Here is a 23,951-nt window from a genome sequence, read left to right on the forward strand (position 1 = left end):
CCAGCGCCGCCGTCGTCTCAGGATCCTGGGAAACCTCGTTCACCGGACCAGCCCCTCCCGCTCCAGGACGGCCTGCACATGGCTGTCCAGTTCCCGTCCCCGGGCCAAGGCCACCGGATCGTCGATCCCGGTCCGGATCATCGACCACGCGGAGTCCTGGACCCCGTGCAACACCAGCACCTGGCCGGCGATCGTCTCGCGCTCCCGCGGCGGGAAGTACCCGAACGCCTGCCGCAGGGCGGGCAGGGCGACCAGCAGGTCCCGATCGGTCATCGCCGTCACGAGATCGTCCAGCACCGCCAGCACCGAGGCCTCCTCCAGGCACTGCTCCCGCGCCAGCGCGAACAGTCCGCCCAGCCAGTCCCCGAGGCTCGCCGGAGTGCCGGCGGCCCGGATCGTGCGCTCGGCGTCCGGCGGCGGCGTACCGAGCGACCAGGCGAAGCCGAACGCGGCGCCGCGCAGGTCCGGCGGAGCCTGCGCGTTGTCCGCGATGCGCGCCATGACCTCCAGCGCGCGCGCCGTGTCCAGGCCGAGCGCGGCGGCCGCGTGCCTGACCGCGTCACGCACCGCGCGCACAGCGGCGATCCGGCGCGGCTGGGCCGGCGATCCCGCGGGCCCCGGCACCGATTCGACCAGCCACAACAGCCGGTCCACGGACGCGCCGATGACCGTCCCCAGCGTCTCGGACTGCTGGGCCGCGAGCAGCTGGTCGTGCCGCCACAGGCCGAGCACGGCCGCCAGCACCTCCCCCAGCGGCTCGACCTCGTAGCCGGCGCCGACGGACTGCGCCAGCGAGCCCAGGACCTCCTCCGACAGGTCCTCGATCCCGCACAGCACCGCGTCGAAGAGCGCCTGCGCGGCCGTCTCCAGGCTCCCGCCGGCCTGCACCCGCTCCCCGAGCCGGGCCCGCGCCGCCAGCTCGACCGTCGGGCCGTAGCCGCCGGCCTCGATCAGCGCGGCCAGCCGGTCCGGGTCGGCGCTGATCCGCCACTCCTCGGTGAACGTGCTGTCCTCGGCGGCCGGATCCGGGCCCGAGAGGCGGTCGTGGCCGGGGACGCGCAGGACCCTGAGACGGTGCAGCAGCCGCGAGGCTTCCCGCTCGGCCGGGACGGTCAGATCGAGCGTCACCGCGTCCCTGCCCGCCAGCCCGTGCCGCTCCAGCTCGGCTTCGGCGTCGTGCACGAGCGGCGGCAGCGGGGTGTCCGGATGCAGGCGTCCGACGCGGTCGCCGGACAGCGCCGCGACCATCTCCACGACGGCCGGATGCGTCCCCGGGGCCAGCACCCGGCGCCCGGTCCACGGCAGCGGCTGGTCCAGCGCCTCGGAGACCAGCGCCGAGACCAGGCCGTCGAGCAGGTCGGCGCGGGCCGGCTGCCGGTGGCCGCGCACGGCCGCCAGGCCCTCGCCGTTGGCCCGCGCCGCGATGAGGTCGGCGGTCGAGACCCGCTGGCTGCGCTCGCGCAGCCGCCGCACGACTTCCTCGGTCAGCGCCGCGGCCGCCGCGCTCGGTCCCAGCTCCCACAGCCGCTGGTAGTAGCCGGGGGACGGCATGCCGGACTGGTAGCCGTCGAAGGCGTCCAGGCGCTTGAACGAGTACGGGACGAGGTAGCTGACGGCGGACTCGACGGGCACCGGCTCGGGCTCCGGCCACGCGGCTTCCCCGGGCTCGCCCGCGAGCCGCAGCAGCGCCGGCCGGTGGAATCCACCGCACACCACCAGGACCGGCCGGTCAGGGCTCTGCCGCAGTGCCGCCGAGATCCATCGGGCCATGTACCGCTCGCGGATCTCGTCGGACGTCGGCTCGGCCGGCCCCGGCCCCGATCCCGATCCCGGTCCCGGTCCGCGATCGGCGTCCGAGGCCGTCCGGACCAGGTCGAAATACGTGTTCAGGCGCTCGGCCAACTCGGCCGGCGGCGTGTGCCCGGCCTCGATCTCCGCGATGTGGTCCCACAGCGTGTCGATGTTGTCCATCCCGAACCGCCGGCACAGCTCGTCCACGGTCTGGGTGAACCGCAACTCGGCGTCGGCGTACCGGTTGGTCAGCGTCGAGAACGCCGGGTGCCAGGCCGGCAGGTCGATGAAGCGCACCTCGGCGCCGGCCCGCGTGCCCTCGGCCAGCGCGACCCACTCCGGCGAGTACTCGCAGAACGGCGACCACGATCCGCGCGCGAACGAGCCGTCCCGCACCGAGGTGAACACCGCGACCGGCAGCTCGTGGCCCAGCAGGAACTCCCCGATCCGGTCGTTCATGTCCGACGGGCCCTCGATGAGCACGTGCGCCGGACGCAGCCGCTCGATCGCCTCGCGGACCAGCCCCGCGCACGCCGGGCTGTGGTGCCGGACGCCCACGATGGTGAGGTTGGTGAGGTCGGCGAGGTTCCCGACCGCCTTCTCAGGGCCCGCCATCAGCCGGGCAGCCGGTGCCGCGCGTCGTAGAACTCCTGCCACTGGTCGCCCTTGCGGCGCTGCGCGTGCTGCTCCAGGTACGTGCGCAGCTTGGCCAGATCGTCGTTGTTGTCCTTGGCCGCGGTCCCGGCCAGGCACTCCACGATGTCCGCGGCCGACCCCGCGTCGCCGCGCAGGAACCAGCCGCGCAGACCCACCGCGTGCGCCACCGACACCGCCTCGGCCGTGCTCATCACCGACGACAGCCGCTCCATCGCGTCGCCGCGCTCCGTCTTGCCCTCACGCAGTTCGCGGAACGCGGTGACCAGCACCTCCAGCACGTCGCGGCGCGGCGGCACCGTGACGCCGGACCCGTGCAACAGCTGTGTCGCCTCCTGCTCGACCAGCGCGAGCTCGGTGGCGAAGTCGGTGATCGCGAACACCGTCTCGAAGTTGAAGCGCCGCTTGAGGGCCGCGCTCATCTCGTTCACCCCGCGGTCCCGGGTGTTCGCCGTCGCGATGACGTTGAACCCCTCGCGCGCGAAGACCAGCGCGTCCTCGCCGGTGAGCTCCGGGACCGCCATCACCCGGTCCGACAGCGGCGAGAGCAGGCAGTCCTGCACCTCCAGCGGGCAGCGCGTGATCTCCTCGAACCGCACCACCCGGCCCTCGGTCATGCCCCGGTACAGCGGCGCCGGCACCAGCGACTTGGTCGAGGGGCCCTCGGCGACCAGCAGCGCGTAGTTCCACGAGTACTTGATCTGGTCCTCGGTGGTGGCCGCGCCGCCCTGCACGGTGAGCGTCGAGTCGCCGCTGACCGCCGCGGCCAGCAGCTCCGACAGCAGCGACTTGGCCGTGCCCGGCTCGCCGACCAGCATCAGGCCTCTGCTGGTGGCCAGCGACACCAGCGCGCGGTCGATCAGCGAGGGGTCGCCGACGAACTTGCGGGTGATCCCGGCCGGCTCGTCGCCGAGGATGAAGCGCCGCGCCGCGCGCAGGCTCAGCGCCCAACCCGGCGGCCGCTCGCCCTGATCGTCGGCGGCCAGCCGGGCCAGCTCCTCGGCGTAGCGGACCTCGGCGGCCGGGCGCTGGACGCGCTTGCCGTCCGCGGCCGGGCCGGCGGAGGACTGCGCCGCGGCCGTCCCGGCGGTGTGCTTGGCGCTCACTGTGCGGTCACCTCGGTCAGATCGCGGAGTATTTCGGATGCGGTCACAGGGTCGAGTGTGCCGAACGGGTCCGACCGCCCGGGAAGGGGGCGGTGGCCCAGCGGCAGCGCGTGGCGGTCGTAGTCGGGGTCTTCTTCGGTCGCGCTCAGCCAGACCGCTTTGATCGCCTGGTAGGACGACTGCGCGGCGGCGCCGGCCGCCAAGCCCGGTTCGAGCTCCATCACCACGCACCGTCCCTCGCCGACCGGCCGGAGCAGCCGCGACCACAGCCGGTCGGCGCCGATCGGACCGCGCCGCCATCCGCGCGACGCCAGCGCGTCGAACTTCGCGGGGCCGAAATGGACCACGCCCAAACCATGCGAGCCGGAGACTGCGTCCGGGCAGATGTACGTTCGCACGAGGTGCTTGCCCGCGAGTTCCTCAGCGTTCAGCGCCAGCGGCGGACGTCCCAACTGGTCGAACGGCTGCAGGATCTCGTAGTCGGAGAACACCTCGGACCACCGTCCCAGCGCCGGACCGAGGTCCACCGGATGCACGACGCCGATCAGAGCGTCCTCGGGGACTTCGTAGTGCGCGTCGTCGACGTCTGCGAAGCTCAGGTCCTCGGCGACACGGAACGACCCGATCAGCCGGCCGTCCACGGCGTACACCCCCCACACCAGCCGCCGCACGAGCCGGCCGAGCACCAGATGGCGGACCAGGTACGAGGCGAACTCCTGCGGGATCCAGCGGCGGCGCTCCAGCATCGCTCGTTCCAGCCGCAGGGCCTGCTCCTGCGCGCCGACCCGGGCCTGCGTCCTCAGCGTGGAGAACTGCTGATAGGCGGCGGGAGCCAGTTCGGGGTCGTCGCGCTTGCCGGGCTTGGGCAAGGTTCGCAACAGCGCACCGCTCTCGTCGGTGACGACCGGCCGCAGCAGCTCGTCGAAGGACACGTCGAAACGGCGTCTGCCGTAGTCCAGCCGGACGGTCCCCTCGGCGCTCAGGCCCGAGGTCGGGACCAAGCGGTCGGCGAGGCGGTCCGCGGACAGGTCCATGGACTGCGCGAAATCGTCGAACGTGGCCTGCGCCTTGCGCTTGGTCCTGGGCGTCCACGAACGGCGGGCGAAGCCGTACAACGCGACGAGCGCGCGGTCGCCACCGATCGCGGCGAGGGTGTCGAAGCCGTCGTAGACGTCATCGGTCCTCGACTGGCCGTACCAGTCGCGGATCAGCCGTTCCAGTCGCGCGACCGTGCTTTCGTCGCCAAAGGTCCCGAGGGCACCGAACACCCAGCGTTCCTTGTCGGGAGCGCCCTCCTGGTCCCAGCCGTCGTACAGAGCGCCGACGAACTGCGCGAGCGAAGACGGATCGCAGAGCTCTTTGACGATCTCCAAGCCGGGATAAGGCGCATCCGACTTGGAGAACATCAGCATCTCCACGACCGCCTGTGCGGCATCGGGAGGAAGCGTGGTCTCGCGATCCTTCAAACGGATCTCGGGCAGCCGCTCTGCGCGCGCCCACTGCGGCGCCTCCGGAACGGTCCGGGGATAGGTCTCGAAGCCGAGATCCGCCAGTACCTCCTTCATCGCGGTACCCACGTCCTCGCCGTACGCCCGCTGCGCGATCCCGACGACGTCCACACCATCCGCTTCCAGCAGCCGAAGCGCGGACACCGTGTTCTGCCGCAGCTTGCCGGGCTTGCCCAGGGCCGTCGGCACGAGACCCCGCACCGCGGCTTCGGGATGGCGCCGGAGCCAGGCGACGGCGTGGGGCCGCATGGAACGCAGGCGCGCGAAGCCGTCCGCCATGATCGCCGCGATCTCGGCACTCGCGAACGGCTGGAGTAGCTGGGCGCGCACGGCCGGGAGCCGCGAGACGGACAGCACGGCCGGGAGCGCGAGGGTCTCGTACTTCGCGACGAAGGTCCGGGCCCGGTTGGTGACCTGGCGGATCGGCGGCTGCCAGGCCGGGAGTGCCGCACGGACCAACCCGTCAGGGGCGTACGCGGCGAAGTAGGCGGCGAGATGTTCGTCCGCGGTGCCGTCGAGGATCTCCGGCAGGACCGCCTCCCACCCCTGCTCCGGAGTCCAGCCCGCCCCGTGGGCGGTGAGCCAGTCCTCGCGTTCGCCGGGCAGCCAGACGACCTCGACAGTCGCCGGCGGCACCAGCCCCTCGACCACGACCGGCTTGCCGCGTTTGCGCTTCTTGTCGCGCCACGGCGGGGCGGCCAGGAGCTCGGGCAGGATTTCGGGCAGGAGCTCGGGCAGGGCTGCGATCCCCGCGGTCATCGGCCCGTCACCTCGGTCAGGTCGCGCAATATCTCCGACGCCGGGACGGCGTCGAGTTCGGACAGCGGCACCGCGTGCAGTTCGAAGGAGGCGTGCTCGCCGGCCATGCTGAGCCAGACACACTCGATGCGCTGGTAGCCGGAGCCCGCCGCGACACCGCCCTTCAGCCCCGGCGAGATGTCCACGATCAGGTATCGGTCGTCGCCGAGCTGCCGCAGGAACCGCGACCAGACCGGCGGATCGCCGACCGGTCCGCTGTACCAGCCGCGGGGTTCCAGAGCGGCGATCTCGCCGGCGTCCAGCACCACACGCTGGAAACGCTCCAGCATCCGGCCGGACCGCTCGGCCTCGGTCAGTTCCAGGGCCGGCCGGCCCAGCTGGTCCAGGGGCTGGAGGATCTCGTAGTCGGCGAACACCTCGCTCCACTCCGCCACCGCCGGGCCGAGCTCCACCGGGTGCGCGACGCCGACCGCGGCGCCTTCGGGGATCTCGTACCGCGCGTCGTGGACATCGGCGTAGCTGAGGTCCTCGGCGATCCGGAAGGAGCCGACCGTCGCCCCGTCGGGTCCGTAGACGCCCCACACCAGCCGCCGCGTGATGTGGCGCAGCAGGGGATGCCCGACCAGGTAGGCCGCGAAGCCCTCCGGGTCCCAGCGCCGGCGGGTGAACATGGCCTTCTCCAGGCGCTTGATCTGGTCCACCGCAATGGTCTGCGCGGCCTTCTTCACCTCGGTGTAGTGCAGGTAGGCGGCCGGCGCCAGGTGCGGGTCGTCGGCCTTGACCGGCCGGGGCATCCGCTGGAGCACCTTGCCGGCGGCGTCGGTCACCCGCGGCCGCAGCAGCTCGTCGAAGCCGACGCCGAACGAGCGCGGGCCGTAGTCCAGGTGGAGCAGGCCGTCGGGGTCCAGGCCCAGGGTCGGGACCACCCGGTCGGCGAGGTCGTCGGCCCGCAGGTCGAGCGAGGCGGCGACGTCCTGGAAGCGTTCGGCGGCCCGGCGCCGGACCGGCTTGCGCCGCCCCTTCTGGACCACGGCGTGCAGGGCCGCCAGGGCCCGGTCGCCGCCGATCATGCCCAGCACGGTCAGCGCGTCGCTGACGAGCGCGTAGTCGCGCTCGGTGGTCCACGGGCCGATCAGCGGCTCCAGCCGGTCCACGGTGCCGTCGTCGCCGAGCAGGCCCAGCGCGTCCAGGGCCCACCGGTCCTCCGGCACGGACCCGGATTCGCGCCAGTTGTCGAACAGCGCGAAGGTGAACTCGCCGAGCGAGGACTCGTCGCAGAGCTCTTTGACGACCTCCAGACCGGGATGCGGGGCCTCGGGCTTGGAGATCTGGAGCATCTCCACCACGGACTGGACCGCGCGCGCCGGCAGCTCGGCCGTCCCGTCCTTGAGTCCGATCGGCGGGAGCACCGCGGGCTTGGCCCACATGGGGATCTCGGGCATGGTGCGCGGATACGTGCCGAGCCCGCCTTCGGTGAGCAGGTCCTTGACCGCCACGCCGACCGCCTCTCCGTACGTGTCGGCGACGATGCCCACGACGTCGGTGCCCTCGGCGGCCAGCCACCGCAGCGCGGCGTCGGCGGTGCGCCGCTGCGGGCCCGCCTTGCCGAGCGCGGCCGGGGCCAGAAGGCGCACGGCCGCTGCCGGATGGCGGCGCAGCCAGCCCAGGGCCGCGCCGCGGGCCACGCTGCGCCGCCGCGTCATGCCCTCGACCATGGAGGCGGCGATCTCCGCGCTGACGAACGGCTGGAGCAGGCGGGCCCGGTCCGCAGGCAGCCCGCGGATCGCCTGCACCGCCGGGAGCGCCAGCATCTCGTAGCGCGCGACGAATGACAGGGCTCGATCATCAGCGCGGCGCAGCGGCGGCTTCCAGCCGTCCGCCAGCATCGGCCGCACCAGATCCGGGGAGGCGTAGGCGGCGAAGTAGAGGGCCACCGGGGTCATGGGGTCGTCGGACTGGAGCGGCTTGGCGCGCCAGGCATCGATCTGCTCGGCGATCACCGCCCACCCCTGGCTCGGCTCCCAGCCGGCGCCGCGGCCGAGCCAGCGCTCGCGCTCGCCGGGAAGCCAGGCGGCCTCGACGTCCGCCGGCGGCGTCAGTCCCGCGACCACGATCGGCTTGGGCCGCTTGGCCTTCGGATCCGACCACGGCGGCTGGACGAGGATGTCAGGGATCTGGATCGCTGTTGTGACGTCCGGCGCGGTCCGGGTGAGCGCGGCCAGAACGTGGGTCGTGGCCCGCGTCGGCTCCATGGCGGACAGGACGCGCAGCGCGCTTTCCGGGAAGCGTTGCGCGGCGGCGTGCAGATAGGAAAGGGTCTCTGGCCGTCCGTTGTCCCGCTCGGCGAGCGCCCGGATCGCGTCGTCGCCGGGGATCCGGGACATCAGGTCCAGGGCCGCCAGCGTGGCTCCGGTCAACGCCTTGCCCTTGTTGGACTGGCCGTCGTGCCAGGCGAGCAGGAAGGGCAGGGCACGGTCTCCGGCGATCGACAGGAACGTCAGCTCGACGGCGGGATCTCCGGGCCAGACCCACCTTCCGCCGTCCCGCAGGAGTTCCCCGACCGCGGCCGCCTGCTCGGCGGTGGCGACGGAGGGTAGCAGCGCGGCGGGCGGAAGCTCGCCCCGGCCCGCCGCCGCCAGGTCCTCCTCAAGCCAGTCCGGACGCTCGGGGAACAGGAACGTGGCCAGAGTCCGGGCGAACCACCGGCCGTCTTCAGCCGTCCTGGTCCGCTCGGCGGCGGCCATGGCCTCGGCGTGGACGTCGTCCGGCGCCGAGCGGACCAGATCCAGCAGGTGCCGCGCCGGGCCCATGCGGTCCAGGACGCTGAAGCGTTCTCGATAGCCCAGCTGGCCGTAGATGGCGAACGCCTCCAGCGCGTAGGCCACGCCCCGCACGTGGTTCCAGACGTCGACCGCGACCTCCGCCCCGAAGTCGTCCAGCCGATCGAGCGTGCCTTCGGCCAGGGCCGCCTGCCGCGGCGTCAGCGTTGTCAGGTCGCCGAAGTCCATCCCGGTCATCGACTCGACGGTGCGCTTGTCGCTACCTGGATGCTTCAGGGCAGCCTCGATGAGCCCCTGGGAGTTCTTGGCCATGCCCCGCCGGCGCTCGTACAGCCGCTGCACTGCTTCGGTGTCGGTCTGCGGGATCTGGTCGGGACGGCAGCGGCCGCGCGCGATCGGCTCGACCTTCTGGTAGGCCTTCGGCAGTTCCACGGCGCCGCTCACAGTCCGGTCACCTCGCTCAGGTCGTTCAGGATCTCCGAAACGGTCACCGGATCCAGCGACGACAGCGGCTCGGAACGCTCCCCGCGCCGCCAGTAGCCGTGGCGAAGGCTCTCGCCGGAGATCCAGACGCTCTTGAGCTCCTGGTCCTCGGCCTCGCCGGCCCAGCCCGCGCCGAACCCGGGGGCCAGGTCCACCACCGCGGTGCGGCCGTCGGCCAGCTCGCGCAGCAGGTGGCCCTGCCAGCCGCCGTCGGCCGGGGAGCTGCGCCGCCAGCCGCGGCGCTCCAGGCCGAGCACCTTGCCGGAGGGCGTCCGGATGCCGGCGAAGCGAGTCAGGAGGCTGACTTCGCCCTCCTCGGCGGTGAGCGCGAGGACCGGCCGGCCGAGCTGCCGGAACGGTTGCAGGATCTCGTAGTCGGCGAACACCTCCGACCAGCGGGACAGGTCGGCACCGAGGTCCAGCGGATGCGCGACGCCGATCAGGGCGTCGTCCGACAGGGCGAAGGGATCGTCGGCGGCGTCGGCGTAGGTGCCGTCCTCGGCGACCCGGAAGGCGGCGCGCACGCCGGTGCCGTCAGGCCGGAAGTCCGCCCACACCAGGCGCCGGACGAGGTGGCGCAGCAGCGGATGGCCGACGAAGTACTCCTCGAAGTCCGTCTTCGTCCAACGGCGGCGCGCGACCATCGCCGACTCCAGCCGGATGATCTGGTCGCCGGCCAGGGTCCGCACGTCCTTCTTCAGGCCGCTGAATCGCTGGTAGGCGGCCGGGGCCAGCTCGGCGTCGTCCTTCACTCCGGGCTTGGGCAGGGACTTCAGACGCTTGCCGCCCTCGTCGGCGACACCGGGCTTGAGCTGCTCGTCGAAGAAGACCCGGAACCGGCGCGGGCCGTAGTCCAGCTCCATCGAGCCGGAGGCGTCCAGGCCGAGGTCCGGGACGAGGCGGTCGCCGAGCTGGTCGCGGGTCAGGCGCAGCTCCCTGGCGATGAAGTCGACGCGCTCCTGGGCGCTCTCCTTCAGCCCGCGGAACTTGCCCTTCTGCGCTATCCCGTAGAGGTGGAGCAGCGCGGTGTCGCCGCCGATCGCGGTCAGCACGTCCAGACCGGCGACGGCCCGGGAATGGCCGCCGTCGCCGGGCCAGACCCGGATCAGCGGGGACAGGCGGCGCACGGCCTCGGCGCCGCCGAACCAGCGCAGGCTGTCCATGGCGAACGACTGCTTCGCCGGATGGTCCGCGATCTGCCAGTTCTCGAACAAGCCCCAGGCGAAGTCCTCGAGGGAGCGGGTGTCGCAGAGTTCCTTCACCGTCTCCAGCGCCGGATAGGGGTTCTCGGCGGTGGAGACCATGAGCATCCGCACCACGTTCCGCACCGCCGCCGGCGGAAGCGCCTCCTTGCGGCCGGCCAGCAGCAGCTGCGGCAGGCCCTCCGGCTCGGCCCAGCCCGGCACGTCCGGCATCGTCTTCGGGAGCCCGGCGACCAGCGGATCCTGGGCGAGCAGCTGGACGACGCCGGCCTCGGCCTCGGCGCCGTAGGACGCCGCCTCGGTGTGGACCCCGTCCTGGAATCCCGCGGCGACCAGGAAACGCAGCGCCGCCTCGGCGGCCTGGCGGGTCCGGCCCGCCTTGCCGAGCGCCGCGGGTATCAGGGTCCGGGCGGCCAGGGCCGGGTGCCGGCGCAGCCAGGCCTGCGCCGGGGCGCGCAGCGTCTTGAGCCGCAGCCAGTCCGCGGCCAGCGGCGCGATCTCGGAGCAGGCGAACGGCAGCAGCAGCTCAGCGTTCTCCACCGGGCTGCTGCGCACCGCGCTCATCACCGCCGGGAACGCGTCGATGCCGAAGCGCGCGGTAGCGGTGCTGCACCAGGCGAGGGCGTCGTAGGAATAGCCGGACGTGAGATTGCGCAGGGCCTGCCGGGCCTGCTTCTCCGGGGCCCGCATGACGATCACCATGAGCTGGTAGGCGTTGCGCCGGCCCAGGGCCTTGGCCAGGCGCTTGTCCCAGTTCTCGTCCTCGCGGTGCGCCACGCCGAGGGTGTCGGCGCGCCAGTCCTCGCGCTCCTGGTCGTTCAGCCACCGGACCTCGCTGCTCGAAGGCGCGGCCAGATCCCTGATCACGACCGGCTTGACCGTCTCGCGCTCCCGCTCCCACGGCGGCGTGGTCAGCAGGTCCGGCACCGTGCCGGCGGCCGCGGCGGGCAGCGGCGCGGCCAGGCCGCCCACCAGCTTCTCCACCCGGGTCCGGGCCTGGCCGGCCAGGTGCGGGACCACCGCGCGGGCCGCATCCGGCCGGCTGCCCACGGTCAGCCGCAGCACGCGCTCGACGGGGGTGCGCGCGGCCGGCTGGTCCGGCGCCGCCTCGGCGAGCAGCCGGACGCCGCGCTCCGGGAACCGCCGCGCGGCCTCGGCCAGGACGGCCGCGGTGCCGCGGTAGGCGAGCTGGCCGAGCAGCGCCAGGAAGGCGGCGTCGCTGTCGAAGCCGGCGAGCAGCCGCTGCACGCGCTGCCTGGCCTCGACGCCGTCCCAGTAGTCCTCGGCCCAGTTCGCGATCGCCGGGATCAGGTCCAGCCCGACGGTGGCGGCCATGGTCGCGGTCGCCGCCGAGCACAGCCGCAGCGCGTCGGCGTGCACCCACTTGGTCAGCCGCTCGGCCTGGCCCGGCGTGCTCACCGCGCCGATCAGCAGCCAGGACGCCAGCCCGTCGCGGACCTCCCAGCGGCGGCCGATCGGGCCGGTGACGTCCGCCTCGACCCAGTCGACACGCTCGGGGAACAGGAAGGAGACGAAGATGTTCCGGACGTCGGACGGGTCTCGCAGAGCGATGGCCTCCTCAAGCGCCGCGGCGTAGTCCCCGTCGCCCGCAGCGGCCAGGTGGCGGCGCATCCGGGCGGCCATCGCGAACCGCTCCTGCGCGTGCACGGCGTCGTGGTCCAGGCGGCGCAGGGCCGGAGTCTTCTGGCCCTTACGCTGGATCCAGACCCCGAAGCCGCCGAGCTGGCCCGTCGCGGAGGTGGCGAACGGGATGCCGCGAGCGGCGACCCAGGCGTCGACGAGGACGTAGGGCTCGTAGTTCCTCGGGGCGTCGTAGAGGACGATCGACGCGGCGATGGCAGCCTGCTGGGACGTCATCGCGGCCAGGTCGCCGAACCCCGGCCGGCTGATGGCCTCGGCCAGGTCGGAGTCGGTACCGCTGTGCGCGAGCACCATCTCGACGGTCCGCGCCGCCTTGCCGAATACGCGTTCGAAGTCGGCGACGGCGCCGCCGGGGATCGCGACGGCCCCGGCCGCGCTCGCCGCCTTCCCGTCGCGGCGCGGTATCACCAGCGCCCGGGGGTCGAACCGCCTGTCGAACAGTCCTGCGACAGCGTCCACCGGTTCCAGGACGTTCCCCACTAGCCCTCCCAAGCCGTCATGCGCGCCCGAATGGCCAGAACCATAGCGAGGCAAGCCGACAGGGGTGGCAGAGTCCGGCGACCGCGGGCCCGGAGCGTGGGCCCGGCGTGGGGCGGCACGGGCCGGCGCGGGTCAGAACCGTGCCGCGGGCGTCATCCGCACGTAGCCCTCAAGTTGCTGACCCGTTCGGGTGCATGATCCCCTCGAACGTATGGCGCTCCGGTTCGCGGCATTCATGGCGCTGTGGACCGTCTTCTACTACTCGGTTCCCAGTTTGCACCTGCTGACCTGGACCGTGATCGGCCTGGGCGGGGTCGGCGCGGTGCTGGTCGGCGTCCGCCGCTACCGCCCGCACACCCCGCAGGCCTGGTACCTGCTGGCCGGGGCGATGCTGACGCTGGTCAGCGGGGACACCGCGTACAACCTGCTGACCGACGTCTTCAACCAGGTCGAGCCGTTCCCGTCGGTGGCCGACGCCATCTATCTGCTGACCTATCCGCTGGCCGCCGGCGGGTTGTTGCTCATGGTGCGGCGGCGCAGTCCACTGCGCGACCGGGCGGCGCTGATCGACGCCGTCATCCTGAGCACGGCCGCGGCGCTGCTGCTGTGGGTCTACATCATCACCCCGACCGTGGACAACGGGGGGCAGTCCTGGGTGAGCAGCGCGGTGTCCATCGCCTACCCGCTCGGGGACGTGATGCTGCTGGCGGTGACCGCGCGCCTGGCCACCGGCGGCGGGCTGCGGGGGCCGGCGGTGCGGCTGCTGCTGCTCGGCGTGGTCGGGCTGACCGGGTCCGACGTCGCCTACGCGCTGGTCCGGCTGTACGGCACCTGGCACGTCGGCGGCCCGGCGGACCTGGGCTGGGTGGTGTTCTACATCTCCTGGGGCGCGGCCGGGCTCTCGCCGTCGATGACCGAGCTCACCGAGCCGGTGGCCGGCAGCCGGCGCGGCGCGGACAGCGCGCGGGTGATCCCGCTGGCGGTCGCGGCCCTGGTCGCGCCGACCGTCCTGATGATCGAGGCGCAGCAGGCGAACCTGCGCGACGGCCCGGTCATCGCGGTGACCTCGGCGCTGATGTTCCTGCTGGTGCTGCTGCGGCTGTATCTGGCCGGCCGGCAGACCCGGGAGCTGGACAACCGCGCGCACACCCGGGCCATGCTGCGCGAGCTGAAGTACCGCGCCTACCGGGACTCGCTCACGGGCCTGGGCAACCGGCTGCGGTTCCAGGACCGGGCCGAGCGCGCCCTGGCCCGGGCCCAGGACTGCGGCGGCGTGGCGGCGATGCTGCTGATCGACCTGGACAACTTCAAGGAGGTCAACGACACCCAGGGGCACAAGGTGGGCGACGAGCTGCTGGTGGCCGCGGCGTCCCGGATCGCCGAGTCGGTGCGGCCCGGCGACCTGCCGGTGCGCCTGGGGGGCGACGAGTTCGCCGTGCTGCTGTCCGACGGGGCCAGCCAGGGCGCGGCCACGGCCCTGGCCGAACGCCTGATCGGGGTGCTCGCCGAGCCGTTCCGGCTGTCCGGGGCGCCGGTGATGGTGCGGGCCAGCATCGGGGTGGCCACCAGCCCCGGCGGGGCCGGGGGGACCGAGGAGGTGCTGTTCCGCAACGCCGACCTGGCGCTGTACGCGGCCAAGGCCGACGGCAAGGGCACCTGGCGGCTGTTCGACCCGAGCCTGTACGACGCCGCGCTCCAGCGGCTGGCCCTGCGCACCGGCCTGGACCGGGCCCTGGCCGTCGGCGAGTTCGAGCTGCACTACCAGCCGATCGTGGACCTGCAGGGGCCGGTGCGGGTGGCCGGGTATGAGGCGCTGGTGCGCTGGCGGCACCCGAAGCTGGGGCTGCTGTCCCCGGGGAACTTCGTGCCGGTGGCCGAGGAGACCGGGCAGATCACCCCGATCGGCGCGTGGATCCTGCGGCGGGCGACCGCGGACGCGGCCGCCGCCGGGTTCGGGTACGTGGCCGTCAACGTCTCCCCGCACCAGTTCGGCGACGGCGGCTTCGTCGACACGGTGCGCGCGGCGCTGCGCGCGGCGGAACTGCCCGCGCACCGGCTGACCGTGGAGATCACCGAGAACGTCTTCCTGCACGAGGCGACCGCCAACGCCCTCATCGACCTGCAGCGGCTGGCGCTGCTCGGGGTGCGGATCGCCATCGACGACTTCGGGACCGGCTACTCCTCGATCGGGTACCTGCGGGACCTGAAGTTCGACGTGATCAAGGCCGACAAGTCGTTCGTGGACAACATCGCCGACAAGAAGGACCACGAGCGGCTGCTGCGGGGGATCGTGCACGTGGCCAGGACGATGGACATCTCCGTGGTCGCCGAGGGGGTCGAGACGGTCGGGCAGCGCGACCTGCTGCGCGACATGGGGTGCGCCTACGCGCAGGGCTTCCTGTACTCGCCGGCGGTGCCGCTGGCCGAGACGGCAGCCGTGCAGGCCGCCATAGAGATGGGAGAGAGCTGATGGCGCGACACGAAGTATGGGCGGAGCTGGCCCGGCTGAAGGACACCACGCGGTTCTACGACGCGGTCATCGAGGAGCAGGACCGCGCCGAACCCCGGCGGATCCGGATCGGCGACCACTGGATGTCCGACTTCGCGTCCTGCAACTACCTCGGCTTCGACGTCGACCCGGAGATCATGGCCGCCCCGGCGGAGCTGATCGCGAAGTGGGGGACGCACCCGAGCTGGTCGCGGCTGCTCGGCAACCCCCGGCCGTACCTGGACATCGAGGACCAGCTCACCGACCTGATACAGGCCCCTGACACCCTGGTGCTGCCGACGATCACGCACATCCACATGACGGTGATCCCGGTCCTGGCCGGCAAGGGCACGGTGTTCTGCGAGGCGCAGGCGCACCGCACCATCTACGACGGCAGCTCGGTGGCCCGCGGCAACGGCGCCACGCTGCACCGCTGGCGGGCCACGGACCTGGGCGGACTGGCCGTGGCGCTGCGCAAGGCGCCCAAGGACCTGCCGCGCCTGGTGTGCATGGACGGCATCAACAGCATGACCGGCAACGAGCCGGGGCTGGCGGGGATCGCGGACATCTGCCGGGCCGAGGGCGCGCTGCTGTATGTGGACGACGCGCACGGGTTCGGCGTGATCGGCGAGCGGTCGGCGGCGGAGACCTCGCCGTACGGGGCGCTGGGCAACAGCATCGTGCGGCACCTCGGGGAGACGTACGAAGGACTGGTGCTGGTCGGCGGGTTCTCCAAGGCCTACTCGTCGCTGCTGGCGTTCCTGGCGCTGCCGACCCAGATGAAGGAGTACCTGAAGTTCGCGGCGGCGCCGTACCTGTACTCCGGGCCGTCGCCGACGGCCTCGCTGGCCACGGTGCTGGCCGGCCTGAAGGTGAACCGGGAGCGCGGCGAGGAGATCCGCGGCCGGCTGTGGCACAAGACCGCGCAGGTCATCGACCACGTGCGCAAGCTCGGGCTGTCCACCCCGAACACCAGCGGCTTCCCCATCATCGAACTGCCGGCGCGGCAGGCCGCGGACATCGACGAGATCGCCTCCGTCCTGTGGGAACGCGGCATCTACGTCACACTGGCGGCATACCCGCTGGTGCCGCGGGACCAGGCCGGCTTCCGGGTCCAGGTGACCGCGGCGAACACCGATGAGGAGATCGACCAGTTGAACGCGGCACTGACCGAACTGGAACCGCTGCTGCGCAAGGCCGAGCACCGCGGCGCCGGCCCGGGGACATCAGGGAGCTGATGTGCACCTGCACCTGGAGAGCCTGAGCCAGCTGGGGCGCCTGTCGCTGGCCTTCATCCTGACCTACCTGCTCGGCTTCGAACGCGACCTGCGCGGCTCGCCGGCCGGGGACCGCACGTTCTCGCTGATCGGCGTGGGCAGCGCCATCATCGCCGTGCTGGCCAAGGACGGCAACGCCCCCAACGCCCTGGCCGGCGTCATCACCGGCGTCGGCTTCATCGGCGCCGGCGTGGTCTTCCGCCCGAACCTGACGATGTCCGCGCGCTGGCACCTGATCGACACGGTCAAGGGCGTGACGACGGCGGCCACCATCTTCGCCGCCGCCGCGATCGGCGCCGCCGCCGGCTACAGCCGCCTGCTGCTGGCCACCAGCGGCACCGCGCTGGTGCTGCTGGCCCTGGAGGTGCGGCACATCCCGCTGCTGAAGTTCGCCGACGGACGGCGGTGGGCTTCGCGGTTCGCGAACGACGATGCGGTGCTGCCGGACCCGGCCCGGCAGGCTGAGGGGCAGGACTCCTGAGGCACCGCCCGCGCGGCCGGCGGCGAGCCGGAACCCGCCGCCCGCCATCAGCGCTCTTACGGCACGTCCACCCGGTACGGATCGTGCTCGGTCAGCAGCTTGTCCAGCCGCGCCTGGTCGACCCGGCCGACCAGCTGCGCCTCGTCCTGCTTGTCCCGCACCACCTTGGCCAGCGTGATCGCCGAGGTGATGGTGTACAGCAGGCCCAGGCCCAGGAAGGCCCGCTCCCAGGCGTTGACCGGGAGGTAGCAGATGCCGACGACGGTCGCGCCGGCGGACACGATGAACGAGGCGACCGCCTGGAAGTAGTACGCGGCCGTGTTCTTGTTTGCCAGTGGCGTACTCATGCTTCGATGATGCCGCCGCCGCGGTCATCGATCGTGAGTACGGGTACTCATCCGCGTGCTCATTGGTTCCGGCGGTACCCGAGTACCTCGCCGCTGGCCGTGAGGACGTACGCGGCCTGGCCGGAAGGATCCGGGACGGTCAGGTCGGCGCTGCTGGCGGTCGGGCCCTCCGGCATCGGGTAGTTGTGCACCACCTGGCCGTCGGCGGTGTTCAGCACGGTCATCGCCAGCGGGTTCTGCGAGGTCGGGGTGTGCACCTCGACCCAGACCTTGTCGCCGACCAGGGCCGGGACGTTGGCGATGCCGTTGAACGTCGCAGGGTTCTTCCACAGGGGCGTTCCGCCCTTGGCCGTGGTGCTCACCTGCAACGCGTAGATGCGGTTCGCGTCGGCGGCGTAGACCGAGTCGCCGGACTCCAGCACCAGGCCGGTGAAGCGGCGGTCGCTGGACGGCGGCGTCTTGTCCAGGGCGCTGGGGTAGGTCCACATCCACTTGCCGGCCACGTCGTAGGCGTGGACCGAGCCGCTGTGCATGTCGGTGAGGTAGACGTGCTGCTCGGTGCCGGTCACGGTCGGGTTGGCGGTCCCGGCGCCGTTGTCGCTGTACGCCGCGAAGGGGACGTGCCAGGCTTCCTTGCCTGTCCGCATGTCCATGCCCCGCAGGATCCGCAGCGAGTTCTGGTCGCACAGGGCCACGTAGAACAGGCTCCCCGCCTTCGGCACCGACACCCCGACGCTGGTCTGGGCCAGGACCAGCCCGCTCGGCGGCGAGGCCACCACCTGCATGTCGGTCGGCGCCATGGACCAGATCGTCTTCCGGGTCGCGACGTCGAACGCGGCCAGGCAGGGCGGGAAGCTGGGGTCGTAGTTGCCGGAGCCGACCATCAGGATGCCGCCGACGAGCCCCAGGATGCCGGTCGGCGGCATGTTGTTGGTGGAGGTCGAGGCCTGCAGGCCGGTCTTGGCCGTCCAGGCCTGCGTGCCGTCGGCGAGGTTCCACGCGTAGACGGTGCCGTCGCCGTAGCTGTAGATGAACTTGTCGTCGGCGGCGATGCCGGCGCCGCCGACGTTGGCGACCGCCGGGATCGACACCGGGGGGAAGGCCGAGCCGCCCGAGACCGTGTCGATCGCGACCAGGTCCTGCGGCGGGTTCGGGTTGACGACGCTGGTGGCCGTGTAGACGCCGATCAGCTTGGTGCCGCTGATCACGGCGCCGCCCGAGGCGCCTCCCAGGTCGGTCTTCGAGCTCCAGTCCTCGCCCCACGGGCCGGCGGCGTGCGTCGGGGTCGGCGTGGGCGTCGAGGACGGGGACGAGGAGGAACTCGTCGCCGGGCCGGTCGGGGCCCCGGAGACCGAGGAGCTCTTCGACGGCGTCCCGGGCGGATACGTGGCCCCGGCTTCCTGCGTCGCCGACTTCTTGCCGCTGGTGCGCGTCGCGGCGTACCAGGCGCCGCCGCCGGAGGCGGCCACCGCCACGGCGCCGGCGATCCCGGCCAGCATCCGGCGCCGACCGGGGTTCGCGACGGCGTCCGGGCCGGACGCCGCGGGCGCCGCCGTCGTGCCGATCGCCACGCCGCTGCTGGTGGCGTCCGGGCCGTCGAACCCGGCGTTCGTGGGGTCCGCGGCGGCCGGGGCGGGCGTCGGCGTGCCCTCGCCCTCCCGCGACTCGCCCGCCGGGGTCGGCGCGGCCAGCATCGGGGCGGCGGCGTACTTGCGCATGTCCCGGTTCACGGACTCGGGCAGCCAGTCGACGTCGCTGATGTCGACGTCCGGCGGCAGCAGGCTGTCCAGCAGCTGGTCGGTGGTCGGCCGGTTGGCCGGGTTCTTCTCCAGGCACGCCGAGACGATCGGCCGCAGCGCCATCGGCACCCCGGTGAGGTCCGGCTGCTCGTGCACCACGAGGTACAGCTGCACGTGGTCCGGGCCGTCGCCGAACGGCGGGACGCCGGTGGTGGTGTAGACCATGACGCCGCCGAGCGCGAAGACGTCCGAGGCCGGCCCCAGCTCCGGATCGGCGCGGCACTGCTCGGGGCTGGAGTACCGCGGCGAGCCGACGACGATGCCGGTCGTGGTCAGCGAGCTGCCGCCCTCGGAGGCGCTGATGCCGAAGTCGATGACGCGCGGGCCGTCCGGGCCCAGGATGACGTTCGAGGGCTTCAGGTCGCGGTGGATCAGGCCCGCGCTGTGGATCGCGCCCAGCGCCTCGGCGATGCCGGCGCCCAGGACCCGCGCCGAGCGCTCCGGCAGCGGGCCGTGCTCGTGGACGGCGCGCTGGAGCGAGGGGCCGGGTATGTAGGCGGTGGCGAGCCAGGGCTCGGGGTCGTCGGGCCCGGCGTCCAGGACCGGCGCCGTGTACATGCCGTCCACGGTGCGCGCGGCCTGCACCTCGCGCCGGAAGCGGGTGCGGAAGCGCTCGTCCTCGGCGTACTCGGCGCGGATCACCTTCACCGCGACCGGCCGGCCGCCGCGGGACCGGGCCAGGTAGACCCGGCCCATGCCGCCCGCGCCGATCCGCGCGAGCGGGATGAACGGCCCGACGCGAGACGGGTCTTCGGGCTTGAGCGCATCCATGAGGTCCCCCTTCAAGGGGAAAGCGTATCGGCGAGTTCCTGGTTCGGTGGCAGCACGGGGACGTTCGCCGTCTTCACAGCACGTGCGCACCGGCTGCGGGCCCTAGAGCCCGCCTTACGGCGCGGACCGACGGCGCCGCCGCCAGCGCGGCCGCCAGGGCGGCCGCCGAGACCGCGTCGGCGGCCAGGAAAGCGCAGGTCGGGCCGGATCCGGACAGCAGGGTCCCGAGCGCCCCGGCCTCCCGGCCGGCCTGCAGTGTCGCACGCAGGTCCGGACGCAGGGAGGTGGCCGGCCGGGTCAGGTCGTTGCGCAGCGCCGCACCCAGCAGCGTTGAGTCTCCGGCCCGCAGCGCCCGCAGCAGCTCCTCGTCGACGCCCGGCGCCGCCGCCTGCTCGCCGGCCGCCTCGCGGAGCCGGTCCAGCTCGCGGAAGACGGCCGGGGTGGACAGCCCCTCGTGGGCGAAGGCGAAGACCCAGTGGAACTCGCCGCGGGCCAGCACCGGGGTGATCTGCTCGCCGCGGCCGGTGCCCATGGCGGTGCCGCCGTGGAGGGCGAAGGGGACGTCGCTGCCGAGCTGCGCGGCCAGCTCGTGCAGGTCGTCGCGGGACAGGCCGGAACCCCACAGCGCGTCGCAGGCGACGAGCGCGCCGGCCGCGTCGGCCGAGCCCCCGGCCATCCCGCCGGCCACCGGGATCCCCTTGGTCAGGTGCAGGCGCACGGCCGGGGCGCGCCCGACAGTCCGGGCCAGCAGCTCGGCGGCGCGCCAGGCCAGGTTCGTGCCGTCCAGCGGCACCTCGACCTGGCCCTCGCCCTCGCAGCTGACCGCGAGGGCCTCGGCGGGGGCGGCGCTGACCTCGTCGTACAGGCCGACGGCGTGGAAGACGGTGGCCAGGTCGTGGTAGCCGTCCGGACGCAGCGGGCCCACTGAGAGCGCCAGATTGACCTTCGCCGGGACGCGGACGGTCACGGACTCGGTCGCCCCGGGGCGGGGCGTGTCGTCGGGGCTGAGCGCGGCGGCCGTCATGCCGCGCCTCCGGAGCCGTCGGCCCCCCGCTTACGAGGCGGGTGCTCTTTGCCACCCGAGCCGTCCGCCGGCTCCCGCTGTGGCCGGTGCTCCGCCAGCCGGGCGAACTCCTCGACGGTCAGCGTCTCGCCGCGGGCCCCCGGGGCGATCCCGGCGGCGGTCAGCGCCTGCTCGGCCGCGGCTGGAGAGCCGGCCCAGCCGCTCAGCGCCGAGCGCAGGGTCTTGCGCCGCTGCGCGAAGGCCGCGTCCACGGCGGCGAAGACGTCGCGGCGCTCGGCCCGGGTGGTCGGCGGGACCGCGCGGCGGTCCAGCCGAACCAGGCCGGAGTCGACGTTCGGCGCCGGCCAGAAGACGCTGCGGCCGATGGACCCGGCCCGCTTCACGTCCGCGTACCACCGCGCCTTGACCGACGGCACGCCGTAGACCCGGCCGCCGGGCTCGGCCGCGAGCCGGTCGGCGACCTCGGCCTGGACCATGATCAGGGTGCGCTCGATGCTCGGGAAGCGCTCCAGCATGTGCAGCAGCACCGGGACTGCGACGTTATAGGGCAGGTTCGCGACCAGCGCGGTCGGCGGCGGGCCCGGCAGTTCGGTGACGCGCAGCGCGTCGGAGCGCACGAGCTCGAACTCCACCTCGCCGGCGGCGATGCCCGGCGCGAACTCGGCCAGCGTGTCCGGCAGCGCGGCGGCCAGGGTGGGGTCGATCTCGACGGCGACCACCCGGCGGGCCACGTCCAGCAGCCCCAGCGTCAGCGAGCCCAGACCCGGGCCGACCTCGACCACCACATCGTCGGCGGTGACGTCGCCGGCCCGCACGATCCGGCGGATGGTGTTCGGGTCGATGACGAAGTTCTGCCCGAGCTTCTTGGTCGGCGAGACGCCGAGCTTGTCGGCGAGCCGACGGACCTCGGCCGGTCCCAGGAGGCGGGCCGGGTGGCGATCGGGCTCAGCTGACCGGTCGAGCTCGGAGGACTCGGTACGCGGTGGCTGGGAGTGCGGGGTTTCGGACATCGCCAGCCATCGTAGCCGCGCTACCTCAGGAGGCAGCGCGGCTTCCGCATCACGTGAAGAGGTTCCGTCCGCAGACGGGCCACTGGCCCGCTCCCGAGCGTACGTACAGCAGCTTGGCCCGGTAGGTCTGCTCGGCCGGCGTGGCGTTCGACGGCAGCCCGGAGCCGCCCATCGCGGCCCAGGTCGACACCGAGAACTGGTACAGGCCGAAGTACAGACCGCCGCCGCCGACCGACTTGGGGTTGCCGCCGGATTCGCACTGCGCGACCCCGGCCCAGTTCAGGTTGTCGGCCCCGGCCACGGTGTTCGGCACCGCCTTGGTGCCGACCTTCACCACCGCGTTCACCGGCTGCTTGGTGACGGTCTTGCTGACGATCTTCGGCGCCTGCTTCACCCCGTTGACCGTCAGGTACGCGTACACGACCTGCTGCACGCCCGGCACGCCCTCGGTGACCGTGGTCCGCGACCCGACGTAGGAACTCGGGTCCGACTGCTCGGTCGTGGAGAAGTCGATCGGGATCTGCTTGGTCTCCTGCGTCCCGGTGATCCGCTCGACGGTGATGTTCTCGCCGTCGGTGGGGAAGGAGGCCGGGTCCGGGCTCGCGCTGTCCTGCCCGGCCAGCGTCACGTTGGCCTGGGCCAGCGCCTGGGCCACGGTCTGCGCGGTGGTGTCCACCGGGATGGAGCGGCCGTCCACGAGTATGTTGACGTGCCGCTCGGTCCGGACCTGGAAGCTCAGGCCCTGACGGCCGATCGCCTGGTCGCGGTTGACCGACAGGTACGGGTTCGCGCCGCCGCGCACCCCCATGTCGCCCAGCGCCTCGGACACGGTCGTGGCGGTGGACCAGATCTGCTGGTCCTTGCCGTCGACGTTGACGTCGAGCTGGCGGCCGTAGCGCACCGAGATCTGCTCGCCGTCCACGAGGTTGTCGCCGGGGGCCGGGGCCACCTGGTCGTGGGCGTCGGTGGCGATGCCCTGGGCCTTGAGGACGTCGGCGACCTTGCCGTCGAACGTGTGGATGGTGCGTTCCTGGCCGTCCACGGTCAAATGGACGGTCTTCTCGAAGCCGACGTAGGCTCCTGCGGCGCCGACGAGCCCCAGAAGGACCGTGCCCTGGACGGCGCGGACCTTGACCTTGGAACCCTCGCTGTGCCGGCTGGCGGAACGTCTACTGCTCACGCTGATCCAGACCTAGTGCCCTCCGGCTACGACGCCGGGCCTTTCGAAGGCTTCGAAGACCCGTTTGAATTCGCGTCGATCCGGCTGCCGAGGTGACACTAGCGGCAACTCTGCCGCACCCGCCACCAACGTCCGCTTGATGTCCTCCGACATCCCTTTGAACCCACGTCGGCCGTTGGTCGTCTGATATGACTAATTTGATCCCGCCATCATGCCCCCAGGTGGAAGGCATTGCGCAGGTTGCTGTCGAGGGCCTGACAGAGTTCGGCCAAACCGGTGTCACTGTCGATGCCTCGCAGTGCCGCCATCGCCCGGACTGTGTAGGGAACCAGGTAGGGCGCGTTCGGCCGTCCTCTATAAGGGAGCGGCGTCAGGAACGGGGCGTCGGTCTCGACCAGAATCCGGTCGAGCGGGGCCACCCGGAATGCCTCCTGCAATGCCTCGTTCGCCTTGTAGGTCAGGTTCCCGGCGAAGGACATGTAGTAGCCCCGTTCGGCACAGACTTCGGCCATCGCGGCGTCACCCGAATAGCAGTGGAAGACCACTGTTTCGGGGGAACCCTCCTCGACCAGGATGCGCAGGACGTCCTCATGCGCGTCGCGGTCGTGGATCACCAGGGCTTTGCCATGCCGCTTGGCGATCGCGATGTGGGCCCGGAAGGAGTCCTGCTGCGCCTGCACACCCTCCGGACCGGTGCGGAAGTAGTCCAGGCCGGTCTCGCCGATACCGCGCACCTGTTCGTCGGCCGCGAGCTTGTCGATCTCGGCCAGCGCGGCCTCCAGCGCCTCGGCGCCGCCGGGCGCGCGGTCCTGGCCGGACCAGCCGTCGGGGTCGCCCAGGACCAGGCGCGGCGCCTCGTTCGGGTGCAGGGCCACGGCGGCGTGCACGCGCTCGAAGGCGGCGGCAAGCTCCACGGCGGTCCGCGAGGACGGGACGTCCACGCCGACCTGGACCAGCCGGCGCACGTTCACCTTGTCGGCGGCCGCGATGATGTCCGCGGCCGCCGGCTCCTGCATGTCCATGTGCGTATGGCTGTCCCCGACCGGGGCCGGCAGCGGCTCCGGCGCCGGGGGCGGGGTCTCGTCCCGCTCCCGGGACTTCCGCTTGCGCTTCTTCTCGGTCTGCCCCGCCTCGTTCTCAGCCACGCGC

14 protein-coding genes are annotated in these 23,951 nt (G+C 72.7%); 3 read left to right on the plus strand and 11 right to left on the minus strand.

Annotated elements, in window-relative coordinates:
• Window positions 1-39: 39 nt before the first annotated feature.
• The 5 genes from ABH926_RS23870 to ABH926_RS23890 are packed head-to-tail and all read right to left on the minus strand — an operon-like array spanning window position 40 to window position 12,404.
• Window positions 40-2,406, minus strand: a complete 2,367-nt coding sequence (locus tag ABH926_RS23870) for a DUF5682 family protein (RefSeq protein ID WP_370367944.1) — start codon at window positions 2,404-2,406, stop codon at window positions 40-42.
• Entirely contained in the window at window positions 2,406-3,551 is a 1,146-nt protein-coding gene (locus ABH926_RS23875) for an AAA family ATPase (protein WP_370367945.1), read from the minus strand. The genes ABH926_RS23870 and ABH926_RS23875 overlap by 1 nt, the downstream gene beginning before the upstream one ends.
• The gene (locus ABH926_RS23880; protein WP_370367946.1) at window positions 3,548-5,818 is read right to left on the minus strand and encodes a DUF4132 domain-containing protein; all 2,271 of its coding nucleotides are present in this window, start codon (window positions 5,816-5,818) and stop codon (window positions 3,548-3,550) included. The genes ABH926_RS23875 and ABH926_RS23880 overlap by 4 nt, the downstream gene beginning before the upstream one ends.
• On the minus strand, window positions 5,815-9,042 hold the full coding sequence (locus ABH926_RS23885; RefSeq protein ID WP_370367947.1) for a DUF4132 domain-containing protein: 3,228 nt from the start codon (window positions 9,040-9,042) through the stop codon (window positions 5,815-5,817). The genes ABH926_RS23880 and ABH926_RS23885 overlap by 4 nt, the downstream gene beginning before the upstream one ends.
• Window positions 9,039-12,404, minus strand: coding sequence for a DUF4132 domain-containing protein (locus ABH926_RS23890; RefSeq protein WP_370367948.1), 3,366 nt, complete (start codon window positions 12,402-12,404; stop codon window positions 9,039-9,041). Before ABH926_RS23890 ends, ABH926_RS23885 begins: the two co-directional genes overlap by 4 nt.
• A 232-nt stretch (window positions 12,405-12,636) precedes the next feature.
• Here ABH926_RS23890 and ABH926_RS23895 point away from each other — a divergent pair, with 232 nt between their 5' ends.
• The 3 genes from ABH926_RS23895 to ABH926_RS23905 are packed head-to-tail and all read left to right on the plus strand — an operon-like array spanning window position 12,637 to window position 16,671.
• Window positions 12,637-14,895 carry a putative bifunctional diguanylate cyclase/phosphodiesterase gene (locus ABH926_RS23895; protein ID WP_370367949.1) on the plus strand — a complete coding sequence of 753 codons (2,259 nt, stop codon included), beginning with the start codon at window positions 12,637-12,639 and terminating at the stop codon, window positions 14,893-14,895.
• Window positions 14,895-16,151, plus strand: a complete 1,257-nt coding sequence (locus ABH926_RS23900; RefSeq protein WP_370367950.1) for an aminotransferase class I/II-fold pyridoxal phosphate-dependent enzyme — start codon at window positions 14,895-14,897, stop codon at window positions 16,149-16,151. Before ABH926_RS23895 ends, ABH926_RS23900 begins: the two co-directional genes overlap by 1 nt.
• A gap of 1 nt (window position 16,152) precedes the next feature.
• Window positions 16,153-16,671: an MgtC/SapB family protein gene (locus tag ABH926_RS23905; RefSeq protein ID WP_370367951.1), complete on the plus strand. Its 519-nt coding sequence runs from the start codon at window positions 16,153-16,155 to the stop codon at window positions 16,669-16,671.
• Between the two features lie 56 nt (window positions 16,672-16,727).
• On the opposite strand, the gene ABH926_RS23910 is transcribed toward ABH926_RS23905, so the two are convergent.
• The 6 genes from ABH926_RS23910 to ABH926_RS23935 all read right to left on the minus strand — a co-directional run bounded on the left by ABH926_RS23910 (window position 16,728) and on the right by ABH926_RS23935 (window position 23,947).
• Window positions 16,728-17,018 (minus strand): YiaA/YiaB family inner membrane protein, encoded by a 291-nt coding sequence (locus tag ABH926_RS23910; protein WP_370367952.1) that lies wholly within the window; start codon window positions 17,016-17,018, stop codon window positions 16,728-16,730.
• 59 nt (window positions 17,019-17,077) lie between these two features.
• Window positions 17,078-19,588 (minus strand): protein kinase, encoded by a 2,511-nt coding sequence (locus ABH926_RS23915; protein WP_370367954.1) that lies wholly within the window; start codon window positions 19,586-19,588, stop codon window positions 17,078-17,080.
• Between the two features lie 73 nt (window positions 19,589-19,661).
• Window positions 19,662-20,612, minus strand: coding sequence for a 4-(cytidine 5'-diphospho)-2-C-methyl-D-erythritol kinase (locus tag ABH926_RS23920; protein WP_370367956.1), 951 nt, complete (start codon window positions 20,610-20,612; stop codon window positions 19,662-19,664).
• Window positions 20,609-21,622 carry a 16S rRNA (adenine(1518)-N(6)/adenine(1519)-N(6))-dimethyltransferase RsmA gene (gene rsmA, locus ABH926_RS23925; protein ID WP_370367957.1) on the minus strand — a complete coding sequence of 338 codons (1,014 nt, stop codon included), beginning with the start codon at window positions 21,620-21,622 and terminating at the stop codon, window positions 20,609-20,611. The genes ABH926_RS23920 and rsmA overlap by 4 nt, the downstream gene beginning before the upstream one ends.
• A gap of 49 nt (window positions 21,623-21,671) precedes the next feature.
• Window positions 21,672-22,802 carry a ubiquitin-like domain-containing protein gene (locus ABH926_RS23930; protein WP_370367958.1) on the minus strand — a complete coding sequence of 377 codons (1,131 nt, stop codon included), beginning with the start codon at window positions 22,800-22,802 and terminating at the stop codon, window positions 21,672-21,674.
• A gap of 209 nt (window positions 22,803-23,011) precedes the next feature.
• The gene (locus ABH926_RS23935; protein WP_370367959.1) at window positions 23,012-23,947 is read right to left on the minus strand and encodes a TatD family hydrolase; all 936 of its coding nucleotides are present in this window, start codon (window positions 23,945-23,947) and stop codon (window positions 23,012-23,014) included.
• Window positions 23,948-23,951: the final 4 nt, after the last annotated feature.

It is taken from the genome of Catenulispora sp. GP43 (assembly GCF_041260665.1).
In the GTDB taxonomy this organism is placed as follows: Bacteria; Actinomycetota; Actinomycetes; order Streptomycetales; family Catenulisporaceae; genus Catenulispora.